This window comes from Vibrio sp. ECSMB14106 (assembly GCF_000972265.1).
GTDB lineage: Bacteria > Pseudomonadota > Gammaproteobacteria > Enterobacterales > Vibrionaceae > Vibrio > Vibrio kanaloae.
In genome coordinates this window covers 50,739-69,753 of sequence record NZ_LAUM01000022.1, presented here as the reverse complement: position 1 = coordinate 69,753, position 19,015 = coordinate 50,739, and the positions used below count along the sequence as shown (strand labels likewise).

The window sequence follows — 19,015 nt, the reverse complement described above, 5'->3', positions numbered from 1 at the left end:
TACCTTATTTACTTAAGTATGGCTTAAATGCTTCAGAAGCAATCTCTTTAAAGCCATCTGCTGTTTTAACCACCATGAACACAGGAATGTTATGTTGGTTTGCGATTTCCATTCCCTTAACCTCACCTAAGACCATAAGGCCAGTAGATAAGCCGTCTGCAGTCATTGAAGACGGATCCAATACAGTTACAGAAACCACTTTATGATGAAGAGGCTTTCCTGTTTCTGGGTTGATGATGTGAGAGTAACGAACACCATCACGCTCATAATAATTACGGTAGTCACCAGACGTGGCGATCGCCATATCACCCGGCTCAATGATCTCTTGAATAGTGCGCTCTTCAACACTTGGTTTCTCTATCGCAATACGCCAACCGACACTTTCACGATTTAGACCTTTCAGACGGATTTCACCACCTACTTCTACCATGTAATTATGAATACCAATTGAATCAAGGTAATCTGCGACCACATCCACGCCCCAACCTTTTGCAATGGTTGAAAGGTCAACATACAGATTCGGTAAATCTTTAGTTAGCTTATTACCTTCAACGCTTAGATGATGTATTCCTACCTTTGCTTGACGAGCCGCTAATTCCTCATCTGTTGGGACGACTTCAGGTCGCGCTTCAGGGCCAAAGCCCCATAGATTAACTAATGGGCCAACCGTGACATCTAATGCTCCTTGAGTAACTCCGTTCAAACGAATCGCTTCTTTCACAACAGTTGCAGTCTGTTCGGAAACTTCGAATGCATCAGCAGCAAGGTGTTGATTAAAAAGGCTCAGTTCAGAGTCTTCACGGTAAGTCGACATTTGATCATTCACTTCTTCAAGTAGACGATCGATCTCAGTATGAACTTCATTAGACTCAGGAAATTCATCGCCATTGATGTATTTAATGTTGTAACTGGTACCCATTGTTGGGCCACTTAAATGCACTTGCTCTCTTGCCTGCTCACAGCCTGCAAGAAAAATCAAAGAAGTTAATGCAACAAGCCAAATTTTCACTTGCTTACTCCAATCTAATGTTGAGGATTTATATAAGGAAAAATAAGAGAACAAATAGGTATTTTTAACACCTTACTCTTTCTTATATAAGCCGTTGTATTGTCAAAAGCCACCTTAGAAAAACAAATGGCTGACTCGTTGGAGTCAGCCATAATATCAATCACTTGAATGGATTAACCACCAAAGTCATCTAGTAGGATGTTTTCATCTTCTACACCAAGATCTTTCAGCATGCCGATAACAGCCGCGTTCATCATTGGTGGACCACACATGTAGTACTCACAGTCTTCAGGAGCTTCATGATCCTTCAGGTAGTTTTCGTACAATACGTTATGGATGAAACCGGTATAACCGTCCCAGTTGTCCTCTGGTTGAGGATCAGACAGTGCACAGTGCCACACGAAGTTTTCATTCGCAGCCGCTAGGCCGTCGAAATCTTCAATGTAGAACATCTCACGCTTAGAACGCGCACCGTACCAGAAAGACATCTTACGAGTAGAGTGAAGACGCTTAAGCTGGTCGAAGATATGTGAACGCATTGGCGCCATACCTGCACCACCACCGATGAATACCATTTCGTTGTCTGTGTCTTTAGCGAAGAACTCACCAAATGGACCAGAAATAGTACATTTGTCGCCTTCTTTAAGAGACCAGATGTATGAAGACATCACACCAGGAGCTACGTCAGGGTTATTTGGCGGCGGAGTTGCGATACGAACGTTCAACTTGATGATGCCTTTCTCTTCTGGGTATGAAGCCATAGAGTAAGCGCGGATTGAATGCTCTTTAACGATAGACTCGTAACGGAATAGGTTGAACTTATCCCAGTCACCACGGTATTCCTCTGGAATATCGTAATCTGCGTATTTCACGTGATGTGGTTCAGCTTCAATCTGAATGTAACCACCCGCGCGGAACGGTACTTCTTCACCTTCAGGGATTGCTAGAGCAAGTTCTTTGATGAAAGTAGCTTCGTTGTTATTCGAGATAACAGTACATTCCCACTTTTTAACACCAAAGATATCTTCGTCTAGTTCAATCTCCATGTCAGTTTTCATAGCAACTTGACATGCAAGACGTTCGCCTTCGCGAGCTTCGCCTTTAGTGATGTGATCAAGTTCAGTTGGTAGGATGTCGCCACCGCCAGACTTAACTTTCACACGACACTGGCCACAAGAGCCACCGCCGCCACAAGCAGAAGATACGAAAATACCAGCGCCAGCTAAGGCACTAAGTAGCTTGCTACCTGGTTGAGTAACGATCGCCTTTTCAGGATCGTCATTTACTGAAATAGTGATGTCACCTGATGGTACTAACTTAGACTTAGCGAAAAGAATCACTAGTACTAGAGCCAGTACAATAATGGTAAACATCGCTACGCCAAGAATAATACTAAACATTTGTTATTCCTTATTACTGGGTGCTTACCCTACAGTTGAACACCAGAGAAAGACATAAAGCCTAACGCCATCAGACCAACAGTAATGAACGTGATACCAAGGCCACGTAGACCTGGAGGTACGTCAGAGTACTTCATCTTCTCACGGATACCCGCAAGAGCAACGATAGCTAACATCCAACCCACACCAGAACCGAAACCGTAAACAATAGATTCAGTAAAGTTGTAGTCACGAGTTACCATGAAAGATACACCACCAAAGATTGCACAGTTAACTGTGATCAATGGAAGGAAAATACCTAGTGCATTGTACAAAGGTGGGAAGAAACGGTCTAAAACCATCTCTAGAATTTGTACAAGCGCCGCGATAACACCGATGAACGCGATGAAGTTAAGGAAACTTAAATCGATACCTTCAACAAGCGCGTTTTCTTTTAGGATGTGTGTGTAAACAAGGTTGTTTACAGGAACAGCAATGGTAAGTACTACAACTACCGCCACACCAAGACCAAAAGAAGTTTTAACTTTCTTAGATACCGCTAGGAATGTACACATACCTAGGAAGAAAGAAAGCGCCATGTTTTCGATGAAAATCGATTTAACTAGCAGACTAATATAATGTTCCATGATTACCTTACCCCTTCGCTTCTACTTGTTCAGGTTTGAACACACGAATTGTCCAAATCAAGAAACCAATTAGGAAGAACGCAGAAGGTGCTAGAAGCATCAAGCCATTCGGCTGATACCAACCACCGTTACTCACTAGAGGTAGTACTTCCATACCAAATAGTTTGCCAGAGCCTAGAAGCTCACGGAAGAAACCTACAGTGATAAGAACGAAACCGTAACCAAGACCGTTGCCAAGACCATCGATTAAAGATGGGATTGGTGCAGACTTCATTGCGAATGCTTCAGCACGACCCATTACAATACAGTTCGTAATGATTAGGCCTACGAATACAGATAGCTGCTTAGAGATATCGTATAGGTATGCTTTAAGCACTTGGTCAACCACGATTACTAGTGATGCGATAATTGCCATCTGAACGATGATACGTACACTGTTAGGAATGTGGTTACGGATCAAAGAAACGAAGAAGTTAGACAAAGCAGTAACAAACATTACCGCGATAGTCATAACAAATGCTGTTTCTAGTTTAGTGGTTACCGCAAGAGCAGAACACACACCAAGAACCTGTAGCGCGATTGGGTTGTTGTCCAACACAGGCGCTAATACGCTTTTTTTAATTTCTTTTGCACTAGACATTAGTTCAGACCTCCGTCACGAACTTTTGCTAGGAAAGGACCAAAGCCCATTTCACCTAACCAGAAGTCAAATGTATGTTGAACACCAACACTAGTTAGTGTTGCACCAGAAAGTCCATCTACACCGTGCTCTGAACCTTGAGGAGCGCCGCCTTTAACTACCTTAATCGCTGGTTTGTGGTTTTCGTCGAATAATTTCTTACCAACGAACTGATCACGCCAAGTTGGGTTCTCAACTTCACCACCAAGTCCAGGAGTTTCACCTTGCTCGTAGTATGTGATGCCAGCCACAGTGTTACCATCTGTTTCTACCGCAACGAATGCGTACATCATTGACCAAAGGCCATTACCGTGAATAGGAATGATAACTTTAGAAGTTTCAGTGCCATCTTTCACTAGGTACACTGTAGCAGTGTTCGCACGGCGAATAATCTTCGCGATGTCATCGTCAGCTGAAAGCTTGATTGATTGAGCTGGATCTTTTGCTGCTTTACGTTGATTGTATTCAGCAGCATCGCCTTCAACAAAGTCGCCAGTAGCCAAATCAACTAAACGAGGTTCAATATTATCGGCGTACAGTGCTGGAATATCACCCGCAAGTTCAATGCCTGCAACTTCCAGGATCTTAGTTTGCTTATCCAGAACTGCGTTAGCTTCTTGTTTAGGTTTAAGAACAACTGCAGCTGTTGAAACGATGATTGAGCACACAAGGCTCAATGCGATAACAACAAACAGCGTCTTTTTAATGCTATCGTTATTACTTGCCATAGCGCGCTAGTCTCCGCTTAATGTTCTTCTCGATTACAACGTGGTCAAACAGAGGGGCAAATAGGTTTGCGAATAGAATCGCAAGCATCATGCCTTCTGGGTATGCAGGGTTAACTACACGGATCATTACACAAATTGCGCCGATTAAGATGCCGTACCACCACTTACCTTTGTTGGTAAATGAAGCTGATACTGGGTCTGTCGCCATGAAGAACATACCAAACGCGAAGCCACCTAGAACTAAGTGCCAGTGCCAAGGCATGCTAAACATTGCATTTGTCTCAGAACCAAGCACGTTGAACAGAGTAGAAACAGCGATCATACCGATCATTACACCAGCAATGATACGCCATGAAGCGATACGCATGTAAACGATCATCGCAGCACCAATCATAAGCGCTAGAGTCGATACTTCACCGATAGAACCTGGAATGTTACCAATGAATGCATCCATCCAAGTGATTGCTTCACCAGATGTTACGTTCATTAGTGCGCTACCACCGCCTTGAGCCCATTGGCTAAGCGCAGTTGCACCAGAGAAACCGTCTGCAGCAGTCCAAACTACGTCACCTGAAATCTGTGCAGGGTATGCAAAGAATAGGAACGCACGGCCAGCAAGTGCAGGGTTCAGGAAGTTACGACCCGTACCACCGAAGATCTCTTTCGCTACCACAACACCAAAGGTAATACCTAGTGCAGCTTGCCATAGAGGAAGTGTTGGCGGAACGATAAGCGCGAACAAGATAGAAGTGACAAAGAAACCTTCGTTAACTTCGTGCTTACGCACCATACAGAACAGAACTTCCCAGAAGCCACCAACGATAAATACCGTCGCATAGATAGGCAGGAAGTATGTCGCACCAAGTAGCATCTTACTGCCAACACCTGCGTCGGCTCCTAAGGAGGCGCCAAGCATTTCGGTTAGCCAGTAGTGCCAGTTACCATCGATAACAGAAACTAATTCAGCGCCTGCGTACATATGGTTAAGTGCTGCGATAGCTTGACCACCCGCGTTGTACATACCCCAGAACATTGCTGGGAATACTGCGAACCAAACCATGATCATGATACGTTTTAAATCAACGCTATCACGAACGTGCGAGCTTTTCTTTGTAATAAGACCTGGTGTGTAGAACACTGTCGCTGCTGCTTCATAAAGCGCAAACCACTTTTCGTGTTTACCACCTGGCTCAAAATGATGCTCGATGTCTTCAAGAAACTTTTTAAGGCCCATGAAAATTACCCTTCCTTCTCAATCGTATCTAGGCATTCACGAAGTAGTTGACCGTACTCGTACTTGCCTGGACATACAAAGGTACACAATGCTACATCTTCTTCGTCTAGCTCTAGCGCACCTAGTGCTTGAGCACTATCAATATCGCCTGCACATAGATCACGAAGTAGCAATGTAGGTTCCATATCTAGAGGCATTACGCGCTCATAGTTACCAATTGGAACCATCGAACGATCACTGCCATTTGTTGTCGTTGTCATATTGAACAACTGACCTGTAAACAGGTGACCAAGGAATGCACGAGTAACAGAGAACTTGTTCTTACCAGGCATAGCCCAGCCGAATAGCTCTTTATCACGACCTTCACGTAGAACAGAAACTTGCTGATGGTAACGACCAAGGAAAGCATGCGGACCTGTTGCTTTAGTACCCGTGAGTACAGAACCAGAAATCACACGAACTTCGCCAGGCATTAACTCACTGTCTGTTAACTCTTCAAGGCTAGCACCAATTAGAGTACGAACTAGACGTGGGTTGTTAACCACTGGGCCAGCCAGAGCAACAACACGCTCAGAATGAATCTCACCAGTAAGGAAAAGATTACCGAATGCGATAACATCTTGGTAGTTAATGCTCCACGCTACATTTTGTGCATTTACCGGGTAAAGGTAATGCATATGCGTGCCTGCAAGACCTGCAGGATGTGGGCCATCAAAAACATGTTCTTCAACGTTAGACTGAGCAGAACGAGGCAAGCTAGTGCCTTTTTTACAAACGTACACTTTGCCGTTAGTCAATGTTGAAAGAAGATCTAAACCAGCAACGAAAGCATCAGACTGCTCGTTAATGATTAATTCTGGCTCAGCTGCTAACGGATTCGTATCCATAGCAGTTACAAAAATAGCCTGAGTTTCAGAATCAATGGCTGGAACCTTGCTGAACGGACGAGTTCGCAAAGCGGTCCATGCGCCAGACTCAACTAACTGAGTTTTAACCGTTTCACGGTCAAGACCTGCTAGTTGGTTGGCTTCATAGTTATTGAACGTGATTTGCTCATTGCCTGCTATTTCAATCACTACTGATTGAAGAACACGCTTAGCACCACGGTTCACTTCAATAACTTTACCGCTTGCTGGAGAAGTAAATACAACACCTGGGTTCTTTTTATCTGCAAAAAGAATTTGGCCTTTCTTCACTTCATCACCAACGCGAGCATGCATCGTAGGACGCATACCAACGTACTCTTCGCCAAGCAAGGCGACTTTAGTGATGGACTTACCATCATTAATCACCTGGGATGGAGTTCCTGCAATAGGAAGGTCCAAACCCTTATTTATTGTAATCATACGCACTTGCACTACTTTATCGGGAAAAAGATTCTTTTAATTGCGTAAATTCGGGACGTTTTAAATCGCCCTTAGACACGACATTACTGTGTCCGGTTTTGGTAAATTTGAGGCACCAAAATCGCAACATTATCTTAATAAACTCATCACATAAATCATGTGAGATTTATCAGGTGCCGTATACTAGCATTTTTTGATAACTTGATGCCATGACCAATAACTTGAATACGGCCTTTATTTGGTGAGATTTGAAGCATATGGACTCTCAAATATGTATAAATTTGACGGGCCGCACAGATAAAATGGCTTTTGAATCATGTTTTAAACAAGAGATTAATACTCTGTCACAAACTCATATTTTACGAACTATGTTGAAACACTGTTAATAAAAACATTACTCATTGTAGGTATTTTTAGCCGTTCGATTTACCATCAATTTGAGTGATATAACAACGAAAAACAGAGATATTTGGCAACAAAAAAGGCGGTATTGCCGCCTCTTTTTTATAGCTAAGTTCTATGACTTACCACCACCCATGCACATTGGGCTATCTGGCACGTTATCTAGCTGCTTCATCCATTCATCTTTTGTATAAGTGTGAATGGACAGGGCGTGAATATTATTCGCTAGCTCTTCTGAAAGTACTTTATTGACCGCTCGATGACGAGCAATAAGACGCAAACCTTCAAACACATCGCTGACAACAATCACTTTAAAATGACTTTCAGAACCAGCCGGAACATTGTGCATATAGCTCTCATTCACCACGTTTAAATGACTTGGTGAAAACTCATTGTGCAATTTTGTTTCGATAACTTCTTGGATCATTGTGATTCCTTAGTAACGTATTGGCATTATATGTTGCTGAGTATAAACCTTAACGGGTCGACTGTCTGAGTATTTCATTGCGAACCACTCCGGTTTAATGGAGTTTTTTCTATCTTGTTTAGCCTGCATTTGAGACAATATCTTTGTTATTTCTTATATAAGCACCTCAAGCAATGAAAACCGAACTTACCCTTCACGATAGAACTTTGACCTTACATCGTTTCCCTAAACGTTCAAATGAAACCCTTCAAGCTTGGGATGCGGGCGACGAATACCTGCTCAGTCATGTTGAAGAGATGAACCTTGAACCTGGCAAACACATACTGATCATGAACGACAGCTTTGGTGCTCTATCTGCTTGGTTCTCGAAAGATCATGATGTCACCATGATGAGCGACTCATTTATCTCTCATCGCGGTGCGCTAAAAAACTTACAGCGAAATCAATGTAATCGAGTCAACTTTTTAAACACAATGGATGCTATCCCACACGGTATAGACCTTGTGATCATGCAGCTACCAAAAACCAACCGCCACCTTGTATGGCAGTTAAGTCAGCTACGCCAAGCATTGCCTGAAGGCTGCCAAGTGATCGGCGTCAACAAGGTAAAAGAGATTCACACCTCTACGCTTAACCTGTTCGAAAAATACCTAGGCGAAACCAAAACATCACTAGCGAAGAAAAAACACCGCTTAGTCTTCTCATCTCCAAACTGCCAGCCAATTCAAACGGTAGAGCCTTTTGTTGAATGGGATGTAGACGGTGAAGATATCCGATTGAAAAATTTACCGAATGTTTACTCAGGGGAAGCACTCGATCAAGGCGCTCGCTATATGCTAGAGCACATACCTCAAGATCCTGAGCTACGTCATATTATCGACCTAGGCTGTGGCAACGGTGTATTGAGTGTAAAAGCAGGACAATTGAATCCCAAAGCTCGTATCACCTGTGTGGATGAGAGTTTTATGGCCGTTGAATCAGCACGACAAAACGTCAAGGATAACCTTGGTGAAGAAGGTAACTTCCAATTCATTGCTAACAACTGTTTAGATGGCTTTAAGAAAAACAGCACATACTTAGTGATGTGTAACCCTCCGTTCCATCAACAACAAGCGATTACTGATCACATTGCATGGCAAATGTTCTGTGATGCGAAGCATGTTCTTAGCAATGGCGGAAAATTAATTGTTATTGGTAACCGACACCTCGGATACGATGTAAAACTCGCAAGATTATTTGGTGAAGCGAACGTTGAAACGCTTGAACTAAACCAAAAATTTGAGATATTACAGGCAACAAGAGAACCTGCGAATTTTAATAAATAAGCAGAAACGACTTCACAAAAATTTAAAATACCGAGCTTCTGGTGTGAATTTAGAAAGGATAAAGGAATGAAAAAACTGATTTTGGCTGCTTCTATTATGGCTTTGACGGCATGTTCAGCCCCTCAGCAAGAACAGATCAACATAATGCCAGAAGCTTCACTAAGCTCAAGCAACCTTGTACAAGGCAAAACATACACGCTCACAAGTAAAGATGTCCGTGCTGCTCAATATGTAGCATTGGTTGATAGCGGCCGTTCAAATATTCAGCCAATTCACGCTAAGCAAAACATGCGTATTTCTCTAGAAAACGCGCTAGCAAAACAGCTGGACTCTCAAGGTTTCCGTGCAAGCGTAAACAGTGAAAACTCGATTGTTTTAGAGATTCAAGAAGCACTCGTTACCGTAGAACACACCATTATGGAAAACCAAATGGACGGTAAAGTGACACTTGAAGTAACCGCTGAGACACCTGAAGGAAAACTGGTTAAGACATTCAATGGTACAGCCGTTCGAACTGGTGCGTTAAGCGCTTCAAACGACGACATCTCAATGGTCCTTAATGATGTGCTCAACTTAGTACTTACTGAGATTGCTAACGACCAAGAGCTACAAACTTACATGAAGGAACGTTTCTAATGAGCCGTATCCTTACTTCTATCGCATTAATTCTGGTGAGCGTGAGCGTTTGGGCTGGTCCTAAGGTGAACGTGAAAACAACGTTAGGGAACTTCACTATTGAGCTTAACCAAGAACAAGCACCGATTAGCGCTGAGAACTTCCTAAAATACGTTGAAGACGGCAGCTATGAAGGCACTATCTTCCACCGAGTTATTCCTGGCTTTATGGCTCAAGGTGGTGGCTTCGATCAAGATATGAATCAACAAGCGACTTATACCCCTATCAAAAACGAAGGCAGTAACGGTCTAAAGAATGATACAGCAACGATCGCTATGGCTCGCACTAATGCGCCTGATTCTGCGACTCGTCAGTTCTTCATTAACTTTGCTGACAATGATTTCTTAAACGCGAAAGGCGCTAATCCTGGTTACGCTGTATTTGGTAAAGTGACTGAGGGATTTGATGTTGTACAAAAGATGGCTACCATTCCGACTAAGCGAATGGGCCGTATGTCAGACATCCCAATAGACCCTATCATCATCAACAAAGTAACACTTCTTAAGTAATCTCATACAGCGCCCTTAACCTCTTAAGGGCGTTTTTCTATACAAGGACGCCCCATGTCATCAGGCTCTCCCTCTCTTTCTTGGATGCAGACTTTTCGCAGCTACCTAGATAAACGTCTACTTTGGGTGTTTATGTTAGGCTGTTCAAGTGGCTTCCCATGGGTTCTTATTGGCTCCAATATGTCCGGTTGGCTAAAAGATGCAGGTTTAACAAGAGCTGCTATTGGCTATTTTGGTAGCGTATTTGCCGTCTATGCCATTAACTTTCTATGGGCTCCCCTGGTAGACCGAGTCAAACTACCAATCCTACATGCGATATTAGGCCAGCGGCGTAGTTGGATATTTTTGTGTCAAAGCGCTGTATTGATCTGCACGCTCTTCATTGCTGGAGTAAACCCAGCCGATGATCTTGTTCTAGCTTCGATGTTAGCTTTAGGCATAGCGATTGCTTCATCGACTCAAGATATTGCGATCGATGCCTTTCGAATTGATACATTTCCAAAGTCAGAGTCATCTAAACTGCCTCAAGCTTCTGCTATGACAGTTATAGGTTGGTGGACAGGCTATTCGCTACCCGGTTATCTTGCCTTCATAAATGCTGATTCAGTTGGCTGGAATGGTGTTTACTATGGTATGGCTGGTATTGTCGCAATTCTAATGTTGTTCACATTACTCGTTGGCGAACCAAAAACGAAACGAGATAGCTTACAAGCAGAAGCCGAACGCCGTCATCGTCAAATAGTAGGTAACCCTATTGCTGTCTGGCTTACCGTGACAGTCGCAGAACCCTTCCTAGACTTCTTCAAACGCAATGGATTTAGAGTCGCTCTAACTTTGTTACTTTTCGTCTTTCTATTTAAGATAGGCGAAGCCTTCTTGGGAAGAATGTCGATCACATTCTATAAAGAAATTGGCTTCTCTAACGAGCAAATCGGTTACTACTCTAAATTAATCGGTTGGGGATTAACTATGTTATTCACCTTAATTGGCAGTATGGTCAATGTTAAATTTGGTATAGTTCGCGGGTTAATGATCGGCGGTATCGCAATGGCAGCCAGTAATCTAATGTTCGCATGGATCGCCCAAGTTGGTCCAAATGAGCATCTGTTCTTAGCCACGCTGATGGTTGATAACTTCACATCTGCCTTCTCAACCGTTGCATTTGTTTCTTTCCTGACAACGGTAACTGGCCAAGCATTCTCTGCAACCCAATACGCTCTGCTTGCATCATTGGGAAATTTAGGTCGGACAACACTGGCATCATTCAGCGGTGAAGTCGTTGATTACCTCAATGACTGGTCGACTTTCTTCATACTGACAGCATTAATGGTGATTCCGAGTTTGATCATGCTCTATTCATTACGCCACTTTTTCACTGATTTATTAGAAAAAGCCAAAAACCATCAAGAATAGTAAAAAAAGGGTAGCGTCAAACTACCCTTTTTTACTTTCTGATGGCAGAGACGAAACCGCAAATCTATTGTACCAGTCACGGTTAAGTGGAACTCAGTTCCCACCAAATCATCAATTGCAAACTCTCAAAAATTCTTTCCATGTTTAGAGCAAAGAACAATCTCTTTCTATAAATAAACAACAAAGCTCGATTACCCCAATTACCTCTCCATGAAAACTCTTCATCAAATGATTCTAACTTCAGTACAACGTCGATCAAAAATAGCTCAAAGCAAAGAAAACGAGACGGACGATTTACCTCATTTTGAGGAAGAAAAAGCTTAGAAAAGAATACTGTTGATTTTGATATGCATGTCACTCTATTCAGTAGAATCGTTTGCTTAGAACGGTATTTCAGCAATTCCCCCACAAAATAACCGAATTTCACAAAATCAATAGAATTTATGGTGCATCAAGATGCATTGCTATCTTAAAGTTCCGTCATTTAGATCGTTAGTGTGATCGGCTTCACTTTAATAATTGTAGTTTTCACTCTGTCTCACTTTTATTTGAGAACAAAATCGCTATTATGCTCGGCATTCGGACAACGTAAACACTTACAAGTTTGCGGGTTACTTATTTCAAATATAGAGAGTTCCATTATGCGTAAATCACTTTTAACTCTTGGCCTACTTGCAGCAACTTCTGCTCCAGTAATGGCAGCAGATTATTCTGACGGCGACATCCATAAAAACGACTATAAATGGATGCAATTTAACCTTATGGGTGCGATTGACGAGCTTCCAGGCGAATCAACTCATGATTACTTAGAGATGGAATTTGGTGGTCGCTCTGGAATCTTCGACCTTTACGGTTACGTTGATGTATTCAACCTAACGTCTGATCCAGGTAGCGATAAAGATGGTCAAGAAAAAATCTTCATGAAGTTTGCGCCTCGTATGTCTCTTGACGCCCTAACGGGCAAAGATCTGTCTTTCGGTCCTGTTGAAGAACTTTATGTTTCTACGCTTATAGAGTGGGGCGGTAACTCTGGCGTTAACACTCAAAAAGTGGGTCTTGGCTCTGACGTAATGGTTCCTTGGTTTGGTAAAGTAGGCGTTAACCTTTACGGCACTTACGACTCAAACCAAAAAGACTGGAACGGCTACCAAATTTCTGCAAACTGGTTCAAACCATTCTACTTCTTCGAGAACGGTTCGTTCATCTCATACCAAGGCTACATCGACTACCAATTTGATATGAAAGACGAATACGCTTCGGCTAGCAATGGTGGTGCAATGTACAACGGTATTTACTGGCACTCAGATCGCTTCGCAGTAGGTTACGGCCTCAAAGGCTACAAAGACATCTACGGCATCAAAGATAGCAATGCACTTAAGTCTTCAGGCTTCGGTCACTACGTTGCAGTTACTTACAAGTTCTAATCGAACTTCTAAGAAATATTTCCCTAAATGGCACCTTCGGGTGCCATTTTTTATTGCTTTCATTTAATGCCTCGCTATCCTTGCAGCATCACTTTCTTATCTCGGTATTGCTGTGAACATCACGATTGTTGGGCCTGGGGCTATTGGCTCTTTGTGGGCCATAAAACTACTTCAAGCGGGTCATAATGTCTCTTTGTGGAGTCGCTCCCCTGAAACCTCAATTGACCTATCGCTTGATGAGAAAATTTTACTTTCCTTCAGCAATAACAATATCGACGAGCTATCAACGAGTGATTTGGTTATCTTCACAGTCAAGGCTTGGCAAGTAGAAGAAGCCACCACTCCGTTACTTCAATATCTCGACCCTGACACCATTCTTATGTTCATGCACAACGGAATGGGAGCAGTAGACGAGATAGCCACTCAAATTGATGCTCATCCGGTAGTATTGGCGACCACCACCCAAGCAGCTTTTAAACCCGACCGCAACAATGTATCCCACACTGGACTGGGTCAAACTCAACTCGGGGCTTTTAACCTCAAAGGTCAGCAATGCACTTTCTTAGTTGATGTGTTGGAACACGCCCTACCCAGCGTGAACTGGAACCCTAAGATAAAAACGGCACTTTGGACTAAGCTCGCCATCAATTGTGCTATCAACCCACTGACTGGATTAGAACAGATTAAGAATGGGGAGCTCGCCGATCAACGCTTCAGCGAGACGCTAAATTCCATCATTCACGAACTCACGCAAGTAATGCAAGTGGAAGGTATTACTTGTTCATTTGATGAATTAGAAGCAAGCGTCAACAAGGTTATTCACGCCACAGCACAGAACAACTCTTCAATGAAGCAAGATATGTTTTATCAACGAAAGACTGAGATCGACTTCATTACCGGGCACCTTATAAAGACCGCACTCAAGCATCAAATAGAACTACCCACTAACCAAAAGCTGCTCGCAATGGTTAAAGAACGAGAAAATAGCTGGAATCATCAAGATTAGTCAGCAACGCTTAACAAGTCGCGATAAAATAACGATACCGCTCAGCGTAACGCTAGCACCAATTTCCAAGATTTTAGGTAAGAATAGATGCTTGATATCAATCACATCCGAGAGCAGTTTCCTGCGCTATCACAAATCGTCAACCAACAAGCGTTGATTTACTTAGACAGCGCGGCAACGACGCAAAAACCTCAGGTGGTTATTGATGCCATTAGCCAATATTACTCTAAGCAAAATGCCAATGTTCACCGTGGTAGCCACAGCTTAACCGCGCAAGCAACCAGTCAATTTGAAGCAGCAAGAGACAAGGTCGCTCAGTTTATTGGCGCTACGTCTTCAAAGGAAATTATCTGGACTCGCGGTGCCACCGAAGCACTTAACCTCATTGCTCAAACGTACGCAAGAAGTACGCTTCAACCTGGCGATGAGATCGTAGTGAGTGAAATGGAGCATCACGCCAACATCGTGCCTTGGCAAATTGTGGCAGAACAAACCGGCGCTAAAGTCATAAAAGTACCAATGACATCGGATTGCGAATTTGACCTAACTGCGTTTGATATGCTCTTAAATGAACGAACCAAGATTGTTGCTCTGGCTCAGATAACCAACGTGACGGGTTCTCGTCAGCCGATTGAACAAGTGATAGAGAAAGCACACACGATGAATGCCATTGTTGTGGTCGATGGCGCGCAAGGTATTGTTCATGAATCTGTTGATGTAGCGGCTTTAGGTGCAGATTTCTACGTGTTCTCTGGGCACAAACTCTATGCCCCTGCAGGTATTGGTGTGCTTTATGGCAAACTGGAATTGCTCGAGGCGATGCCACCTTGGCATGGCGGTGGCAAAATGGTTGAGCGCGTCTCTTTCTCTGGCACTACTTTTTCTGAACTGCCTGGCAAGTTCGAAGCAGGCACACCCAATGTCGCTGGCGCTATTGCTTTAAGCACCGCAATAGAATGGTTGAGTGGTTTTGCACAGCAAGATGTCGAAAATCATATCCACCAGCTGCAACACGAGACTTATCTTGCGCTCAGTAAACTGGATGACATTCAGATTTTAGGGTATCAACCTAACGCAAGTGTGATTACTTTTGTGATGGATGGTGTTCACCATCAAGATATAGCGACTCTACTGGATCAGCAAGGTATCGCAGTACGTGCAGGACATCATTGTGCTCACCCATTAATGGATGCACTTAATGTGAAAGGAACGGTTCGAATTTCATTTGGTATTTACAACAACATGGATGATGTTGAAAAGCTCGTAGCGGCGATAGAAAAAGCCGTTGATATGCTTTAGGGGATGGCGAGACTCAATTAGCAGTCATCATTCCAGAACTGAGGAACGAAGTAACTGGAATGTCTAATAGCAAACTATCCAAACGAGATTCCCGATTACGCTCCTTCGTCGCTTTAGGGAATGACGAAATACAGTTAGAATTCGTCCTTCCATAACTGAGGAACGAAATATCTGGAATCTCTAACAGCAAACTATCCAAACGAGATTCCCTATTACGCTCCTTCGTCGCTTTAGGGAATGACGAAATACAGTTAGAAATCGTCATTCCAGAACTGAGGAACGAAGTATCTGGAATCTCTTTAAAGCACTACGATAAAAATGTATGGAGACAATTACAAGTTAGCGAGGTTCTTGATTTGCTCAACAATCGCTTTTAATCCATTACCGCGAGATGGGCTAAGGTGGGTAATTAGACCGATTTGTTCAAAGTAACCATCAATATCGAACGCTTGAACCTGCTCTGATGTTTTTCCATCATACGCAGCCATTACTAATGCAATCAGACCGCGAACGATACGCGCATCAGAATCAGCACAAAAGTGCCAAACACCATCGATATTCTGAGAAACCAACCACACTTGGCTTTCACAGCCAGAGACAATCACCTGCTCACTTTTCAGTTCATCAGGCATCGTTGGCAGTTTCTTACCCCATTGAATGACTTGACGATAACGGTCTTCCCAGCCGCTGAATGTCTGCATCTTCGCGACAATATCATCACTGGTAATTTCAGTGCCAAATGGAGAGCTTGGGAATGTGGTCATTTTAATATCCAGTCGATTGTTAATTGAGTAAAGGACGTTACTTAGCGTGCTTTTGAATCAGCTTTTCTACAATACGTGAAACCGCCACAAAACCAAACGTCGCCGTTACAACCGTTGCCGCGCCAAAACCCGTCGCACAATCCATGCGCTTTGGACCTTCTGCTGTCGCTTTCGCAGCACAGACACTGCCGTCAGCTTGAGGGTATTTCAGCTGTTCAGTTGAGAACACACAATCGATACCAAACTTACGTGCTGGATTCTTAGGGAAATTATGATGACGACGAAGGGTATCTTTTAGCTTCTTCGCTAGCGGATCTTGAATCGTCTTAGTCAGATCAGCCACTTTGATTTGAGTCGGGTCGACTTGGCCACCCGCACCACCGGTGGTGATCACCTTAATTTTGTTGCTACGGCAATATGCCAACAGCGAAGCCTTAGCTTTCATGCTATCAATCGCATCGAGAACAAAGTCGAACTCTTTCGATAGGTATTCAGCCTGATTGTCTGGGCCGATAAAGTCATCAATCAGGTTAACTTTGCAATCAGGGTTAATCAGCTTGACGCGCTCTGCCATCACTTCGATTTTGCTCTTACCGACAGTACCCGACATAGCATGAATCTGACGGTTAATGTTGGTCACGCACACATCATCCATATCGATCAAAGTCAGCTCACCTAAACCAGTACGAGCAAGTGCTTCAACAGCCCATGAACCTACACCGCCAATACCGATCACACACACGTGTGCAGCTCTAAGTATGTCGACTTCACTATTGCCATACAGGCGACGAGTGCCACCAAATCGTTGGTCATAGTTTTCTGAAGCAGGAGTGGTCAATTCACGCATTGTTGCCGCCAATTTATTTCTGAGAAAAAGAAAAGAGTGCGTTTTATACGCACTCTTGAATAAAAAGTCTAGGGGATTAGCGAATCACTTTAACAACCCTATTCTATTAGGCTTTACTCGATCTTTTCAGGAGGCAAAGCCCAAGGCGCTTCGGTTGCGCTACCATCTAAACCAAGTTTCCATACACGACCAAAGTGCTTATAGTGACCCGCTTCAGTACCCGCTCTTGGCCCCATACCATGGTAGAGATCTAAATGGTTCTGCTTAACTGCGCCGCCCGTATCCAAAACCAGTAACAATCTTAGTTGGTGCGCGCCGCTCCACGTGCCATCGGCATTCAACAATGGAACCTCAGCCAAAATAGGTGTACCCATAGGTAATATCGAACGATCTCCAGCAACGGCAGCCATTGGTAACAATGGAATACCAGCACTTCCCATTACCGACAAATCTGCTCTAGAACTAAAGAATACAAAAGAAGGGTTTTGTTCAAGTAGCTCTTTTACCACTTCAGGCTCATTCGCCAATACCCACTCTTTGATTGCTTTCAGTGACATTTTTTCACGAGGAACCAAGCCTCTATCGATCAATACACGACCAATACTCACATAAGCTTTGTTGTTCTTTCCTGCATAAGCAAAGTACTTGAGCGTGTCGTCGTCACCAAAATGCACAAAGCCACTACCTTGCACTTCCATCATAAACGGGTCGATACGGTTTGCTGCATAGCCAAGTTCAAGGCCTTGCCCATCCAACGCACCATTGTAGATTTCTTCGCGAGTGGGACACTCTTTACCGCAATCAGGGAGCCCATAGACAGGAAATTGATATTCTTCGTTCGCTTCATGGCGTAATTCTATGACTGGAGAAAAGTAACCAGTAAACAAAACATTACCTTGCTTATCGCCACCACCAAGTTGAGCGGTTTGAACACCGAAATTAGCTAATTCGCTAGGATCGCCACTCAGCATCGCCCACTCATTGAGTTGCTGATACAACGGTTCATAGATCTTAGCCATTGAAGGAGATTTAGAAACCACCATCTCAGCTTGTTCTGCAAATGCGGTGTAGTCTCTTGGTTTGTTGGATTCAACCTGATCGACCTTATTTAAGGTACGAGGAAATTCATCATCAAAGTGTTGTTGAGCACGATCGGTGGGTTGAGCACAGCCAAATAGTAAAGAGGCAGCAACAAGGGGAAGCCATTTTTTAATCACAAGAGTCATCCTAAAAATTCTATGCATCGAGGATGACAAAAACGGTCAGATAACACAATCTTAGATTGTAAGAGTTTACAGTAAGATAACCTATCGAACTGAATTAACCATATGTCCCTTAAGACGGAAGACAGGATTATAGTGAGCGTCTGAATCGAGCACCATCTCTGTGTTGTCAGAGTTAGTGATACGAAAACGATAGGCTCTATCTCCCGTCTTATATTCGAAGTAGTTCCCATCGAAATCAAAACTAGTCGACACAACAGATCCTCGTACTGACACACCATTGGCATTGAGCACAAATTCGTCCGTTACATAATGTGCAACGTCCTGCTCTACCCAAGTGCCATACAACAAGTGGTCAGGCGTTGCTGCATCTTGTACTCGTGAAAGCACATCGCTGAATAAAGAAACCACAGCAAATGAACCCACTAGGGCCAATACCATCAAGCAACGTTCGATGATCTTACGCTTCAATTTAGACTGATTGCGTTGTTCTGCTTCGCTGTAAAGGTTTTCCGTTATCTCATCGATCTTGTTCTTTCTTGCTGGCGCTTGCTGCATTCGGTTACTACTCATAAAGATGCTGTATATATTCTACACTGAGACCGTTTGTATAATGAAGTCTCGATGAGAATAGTTTGCGCTTTATTCCAAAAACATGTTGTTTAAATTTGAATTTAAA

Annotated in this window: 19 protein-coding genes; 7 read left to right on the top strand and 12 right to left on the bottom strand. The window is 43.3% G+C overall.

Going from position 1 to position 19,015, the window contains the following annotated elements; all coding sequences use genetic code 11:
- Positions 1 to 4: 4 nt before the first annotated feature.
- The 8 genes from WR49_RS15115 to bolA all read right to left on the bottom strand — a co-directional run bounded on the left by WR49_RS15115 (position 5) and on the right by bolA (position 7,851).
- Positions 5 to 1,009, bottom strand: a complete 1,005-nt coding sequence (locus WR49_RS15115; RefSeq protein WP_046224565.1) for an FAD:protein FMN transferase — start codon at positions 1,007 to 1,009, stop codon at positions 5 to 7.
- 173 nt (positions 1,010 to 1,182) lie between these two features.
- Positions 1,183 to 2,409, bottom strand: coding sequence for an NADH:ubiquinone reductase (Na(+)-transporting) subunit F (gene nqrF / locus WR49_RS15110; protein ID WP_046224564.1), 1,227 nt, complete (start codon positions 2,407 to 2,409; stop codon positions 1,183 to 1,185).
- Positions 2,410 to 2,438: 29 nt separating this feature from the next.
- Positions 2,439 to 3,035, bottom strand: a complete 597-nt coding sequence (gene nqrE, locus WR49_RS15105; RefSeq protein WP_046224563.1) for an NADH:ubiquinone reductase (Na(+)-transporting) subunit E — start codon at positions 3,033 to 3,035, stop codon at positions 2,439 to 2,441.
- 7 nt (positions 3,036 to 3,042) lie between these two features.
- The gene (locus WR49_RS15100) at positions 3,043 to 3,675 is read right to left on the bottom strand and encodes an NADH:ubiquinone reductase (Na(+)-transporting) subunit D (RefSeq protein ID WP_017056771.1); all 633 of its coding nucleotides are present in this window, start codon (positions 3,673 to 3,675) and stop codon (positions 3,043 to 3,045) included.
- A complete protein-coding gene (locus tag WR49_RS15095) occupies positions 3,675 to 4,442 on the bottom strand; it encodes a Na(+)-translocating NADH-quinone reductase subunit C (protein ID WP_046224562.1) in 768 nt (255 codons plus the stop codon). The genes WR49_RS15100 and WR49_RS15095 overlap by 1 nt, the downstream gene beginning before the upstream one ends.
- A complete protein-coding gene (locus tag WR49_RS15090) occupies positions 4,432 to 5,676 on the bottom strand; it encodes an NADH:ubiquinone reductase (Na(+)-transporting) subunit B (RefSeq protein ID WP_017056769.1) in 1,245 nt (414 codons plus the stop codon). Before WR49_RS15090 ends, WR49_RS15095 begins: the two co-directional genes overlap by 11 nt.
- 5 nt (positions 5,677 to 5,681) lie before the next feature.
- Positions 5,682 to 7,022: a Na(+)-translocating NADH-quinone reductase subunit A gene (locus tag WR49_RS15085; protein WP_046224561.1), complete on the bottom strand. Its 1,341-nt coding sequence runs from the start codon at positions 7,020 to 7,022 to the stop codon at positions 5,682 to 5,684.
- A 517-nt stretch (positions 7,023 to 7,539) separates the two neighbouring features.
- Positions 7,540 to 7,851 carry a transcriptional regulator BolA gene (gene bolA, locus WR49_RS15080; RefSeq protein WP_017056767.1) on the bottom strand — a complete coding sequence of 104 codons (312 nt, stop codon included), beginning with the start codon at positions 7,849 to 7,851 and terminating at the stop codon, positions 7,540 to 7,542.
- A gap of 173 nt (positions 7,852 to 8,024) precedes the next feature.
- On the opposite strand from bolA, the gene WR49_RS15075 reads away from it, so the two are divergent.
- From WR49_RS15075 to csdA, 7 genes are all read left to right on the top strand, one after another.
- The gene (locus WR49_RS15075) at positions 8,025 to 9,176 is read left to right on the top strand and encodes a methyltransferase (RefSeq protein WP_046224560.1); all 1,152 of its coding nucleotides are present in this window, start codon (positions 8,025 to 8,027) and stop codon (positions 9,174 to 9,176) included.
- A gap of 66 nt (positions 9,177 to 9,242) precedes the next feature.
- Entirely contained in the window at positions 9,243 to 9,812 is a 570-nt protein-coding gene (locus tag WR49_RS15070) for a YajG family lipoprotein (RefSeq protein WP_046224559.1), read from the top strand.
- Positions 9,812 to 10,360, top strand: coding sequence for a peptidylprolyl isomerase (locus WR49_RS15065; protein ID WP_046224558.1), 549 nt, complete (start codon positions 9,812 to 9,814; stop codon positions 10,358 to 10,360). The genes WR49_RS15070 and WR49_RS15065 overlap by 1 nt, the downstream gene beginning before the upstream one ends.
- 54 nt (positions 10,361 to 10,414) lie before the next feature.
- A complete protein-coding gene (locus tag WR49_RS15060) occupies positions 10,415 to 11,773 on the top strand; it encodes an AmpG family muropeptide MFS transporter (protein ID WP_046224557.1) in 1,359 nt (452 codons plus the stop codon).
- Between the two features lie 641 nt (positions 11,774 to 12,414).
- A complete protein-coding gene (locus WR49_RS15055) occupies positions 12,415 to 13,197 on the top strand; it encodes a nucleoside-specific channel-forming Tsx family protein (RefSeq protein ID WP_046224556.1) in 783 nt (260 codons plus the stop codon).
- 112 nt (positions 13,198 to 13,309) lie between these two features.
- Positions 13,310 to 14,203, top strand: coding sequence for a 2-dehydropantoate 2-reductase (panE, locus tag WR49_RS15050; protein ID WP_046224555.1), 894 nt, complete (start codon positions 13,310 to 13,312; stop codon positions 14,201 to 14,203).
- 87 nt (positions 14,204 to 14,290) lie between these two features.
- Entirely contained in the window at positions 14,291 to 15,502 is a 1,212-nt protein-coding gene (gene csdA, locus WR49_RS15045; protein ID WP_046224554.1) for a cysteine desulfurase CsdA, read from the top strand.
- Positions 15,503 to 15,834: 332 nt separating this feature from the next.
- On the opposite strand, the gene csdE is transcribed toward csdA, so the two are convergent.
- The 4 genes from csdE to WR49_RS15025 all read right to left on the bottom strand — a co-directional run bounded on the left by csdE (position 15,835) and on the right by WR49_RS15025 (position 18,894).
- Positions 15,835 to 16,266, bottom strand: a complete 432-nt coding sequence (gene csdE, locus WR49_RS15040; RefSeq protein WP_046224553.1) for a cysteine desulfurase sulfur acceptor subunit CsdE — start codon at positions 16,264 to 16,266, stop codon at positions 15,835 to 15,837.
- A 37-nt stretch (positions 16,267 to 16,303) separates the two neighbouring features.
- Entirely contained in the window at positions 16,304 to 17,113 is an 810-nt protein-coding gene (gene tcdA / locus WR49_RS15035) for a tRNA cyclic N6-threonylcarbamoyladenosine(37) synthase TcdA (protein ID WP_046224552.1), read from the bottom strand.
- A 113-nt stretch (positions 17,114 to 17,226) separates the two neighbouring features.
- The gene (gene mltA, locus WR49_RS15030) at positions 17,227 to 18,339 is read right to left on the bottom strand and encodes a murein transglycosylase A (RefSeq protein ID WP_046224551.1); all 1,113 of its coding nucleotides are present in this window, start codon (positions 18,337 to 18,339) and stop codon (positions 17,227 to 17,229) included.
- An 81-nt stretch (positions 18,340 to 18,420) separates the two neighbouring features.
- Entirely contained in the window at positions 18,421 to 18,894 is a 474-nt protein-coding gene (locus WR49_RS15025; protein ID WP_010438996.1) for a DUF2850 domain-containing protein, read from the bottom strand.
- Between the last annotated feature and the right edge of the window lie 121 nt (positions 18,895 to 19,015).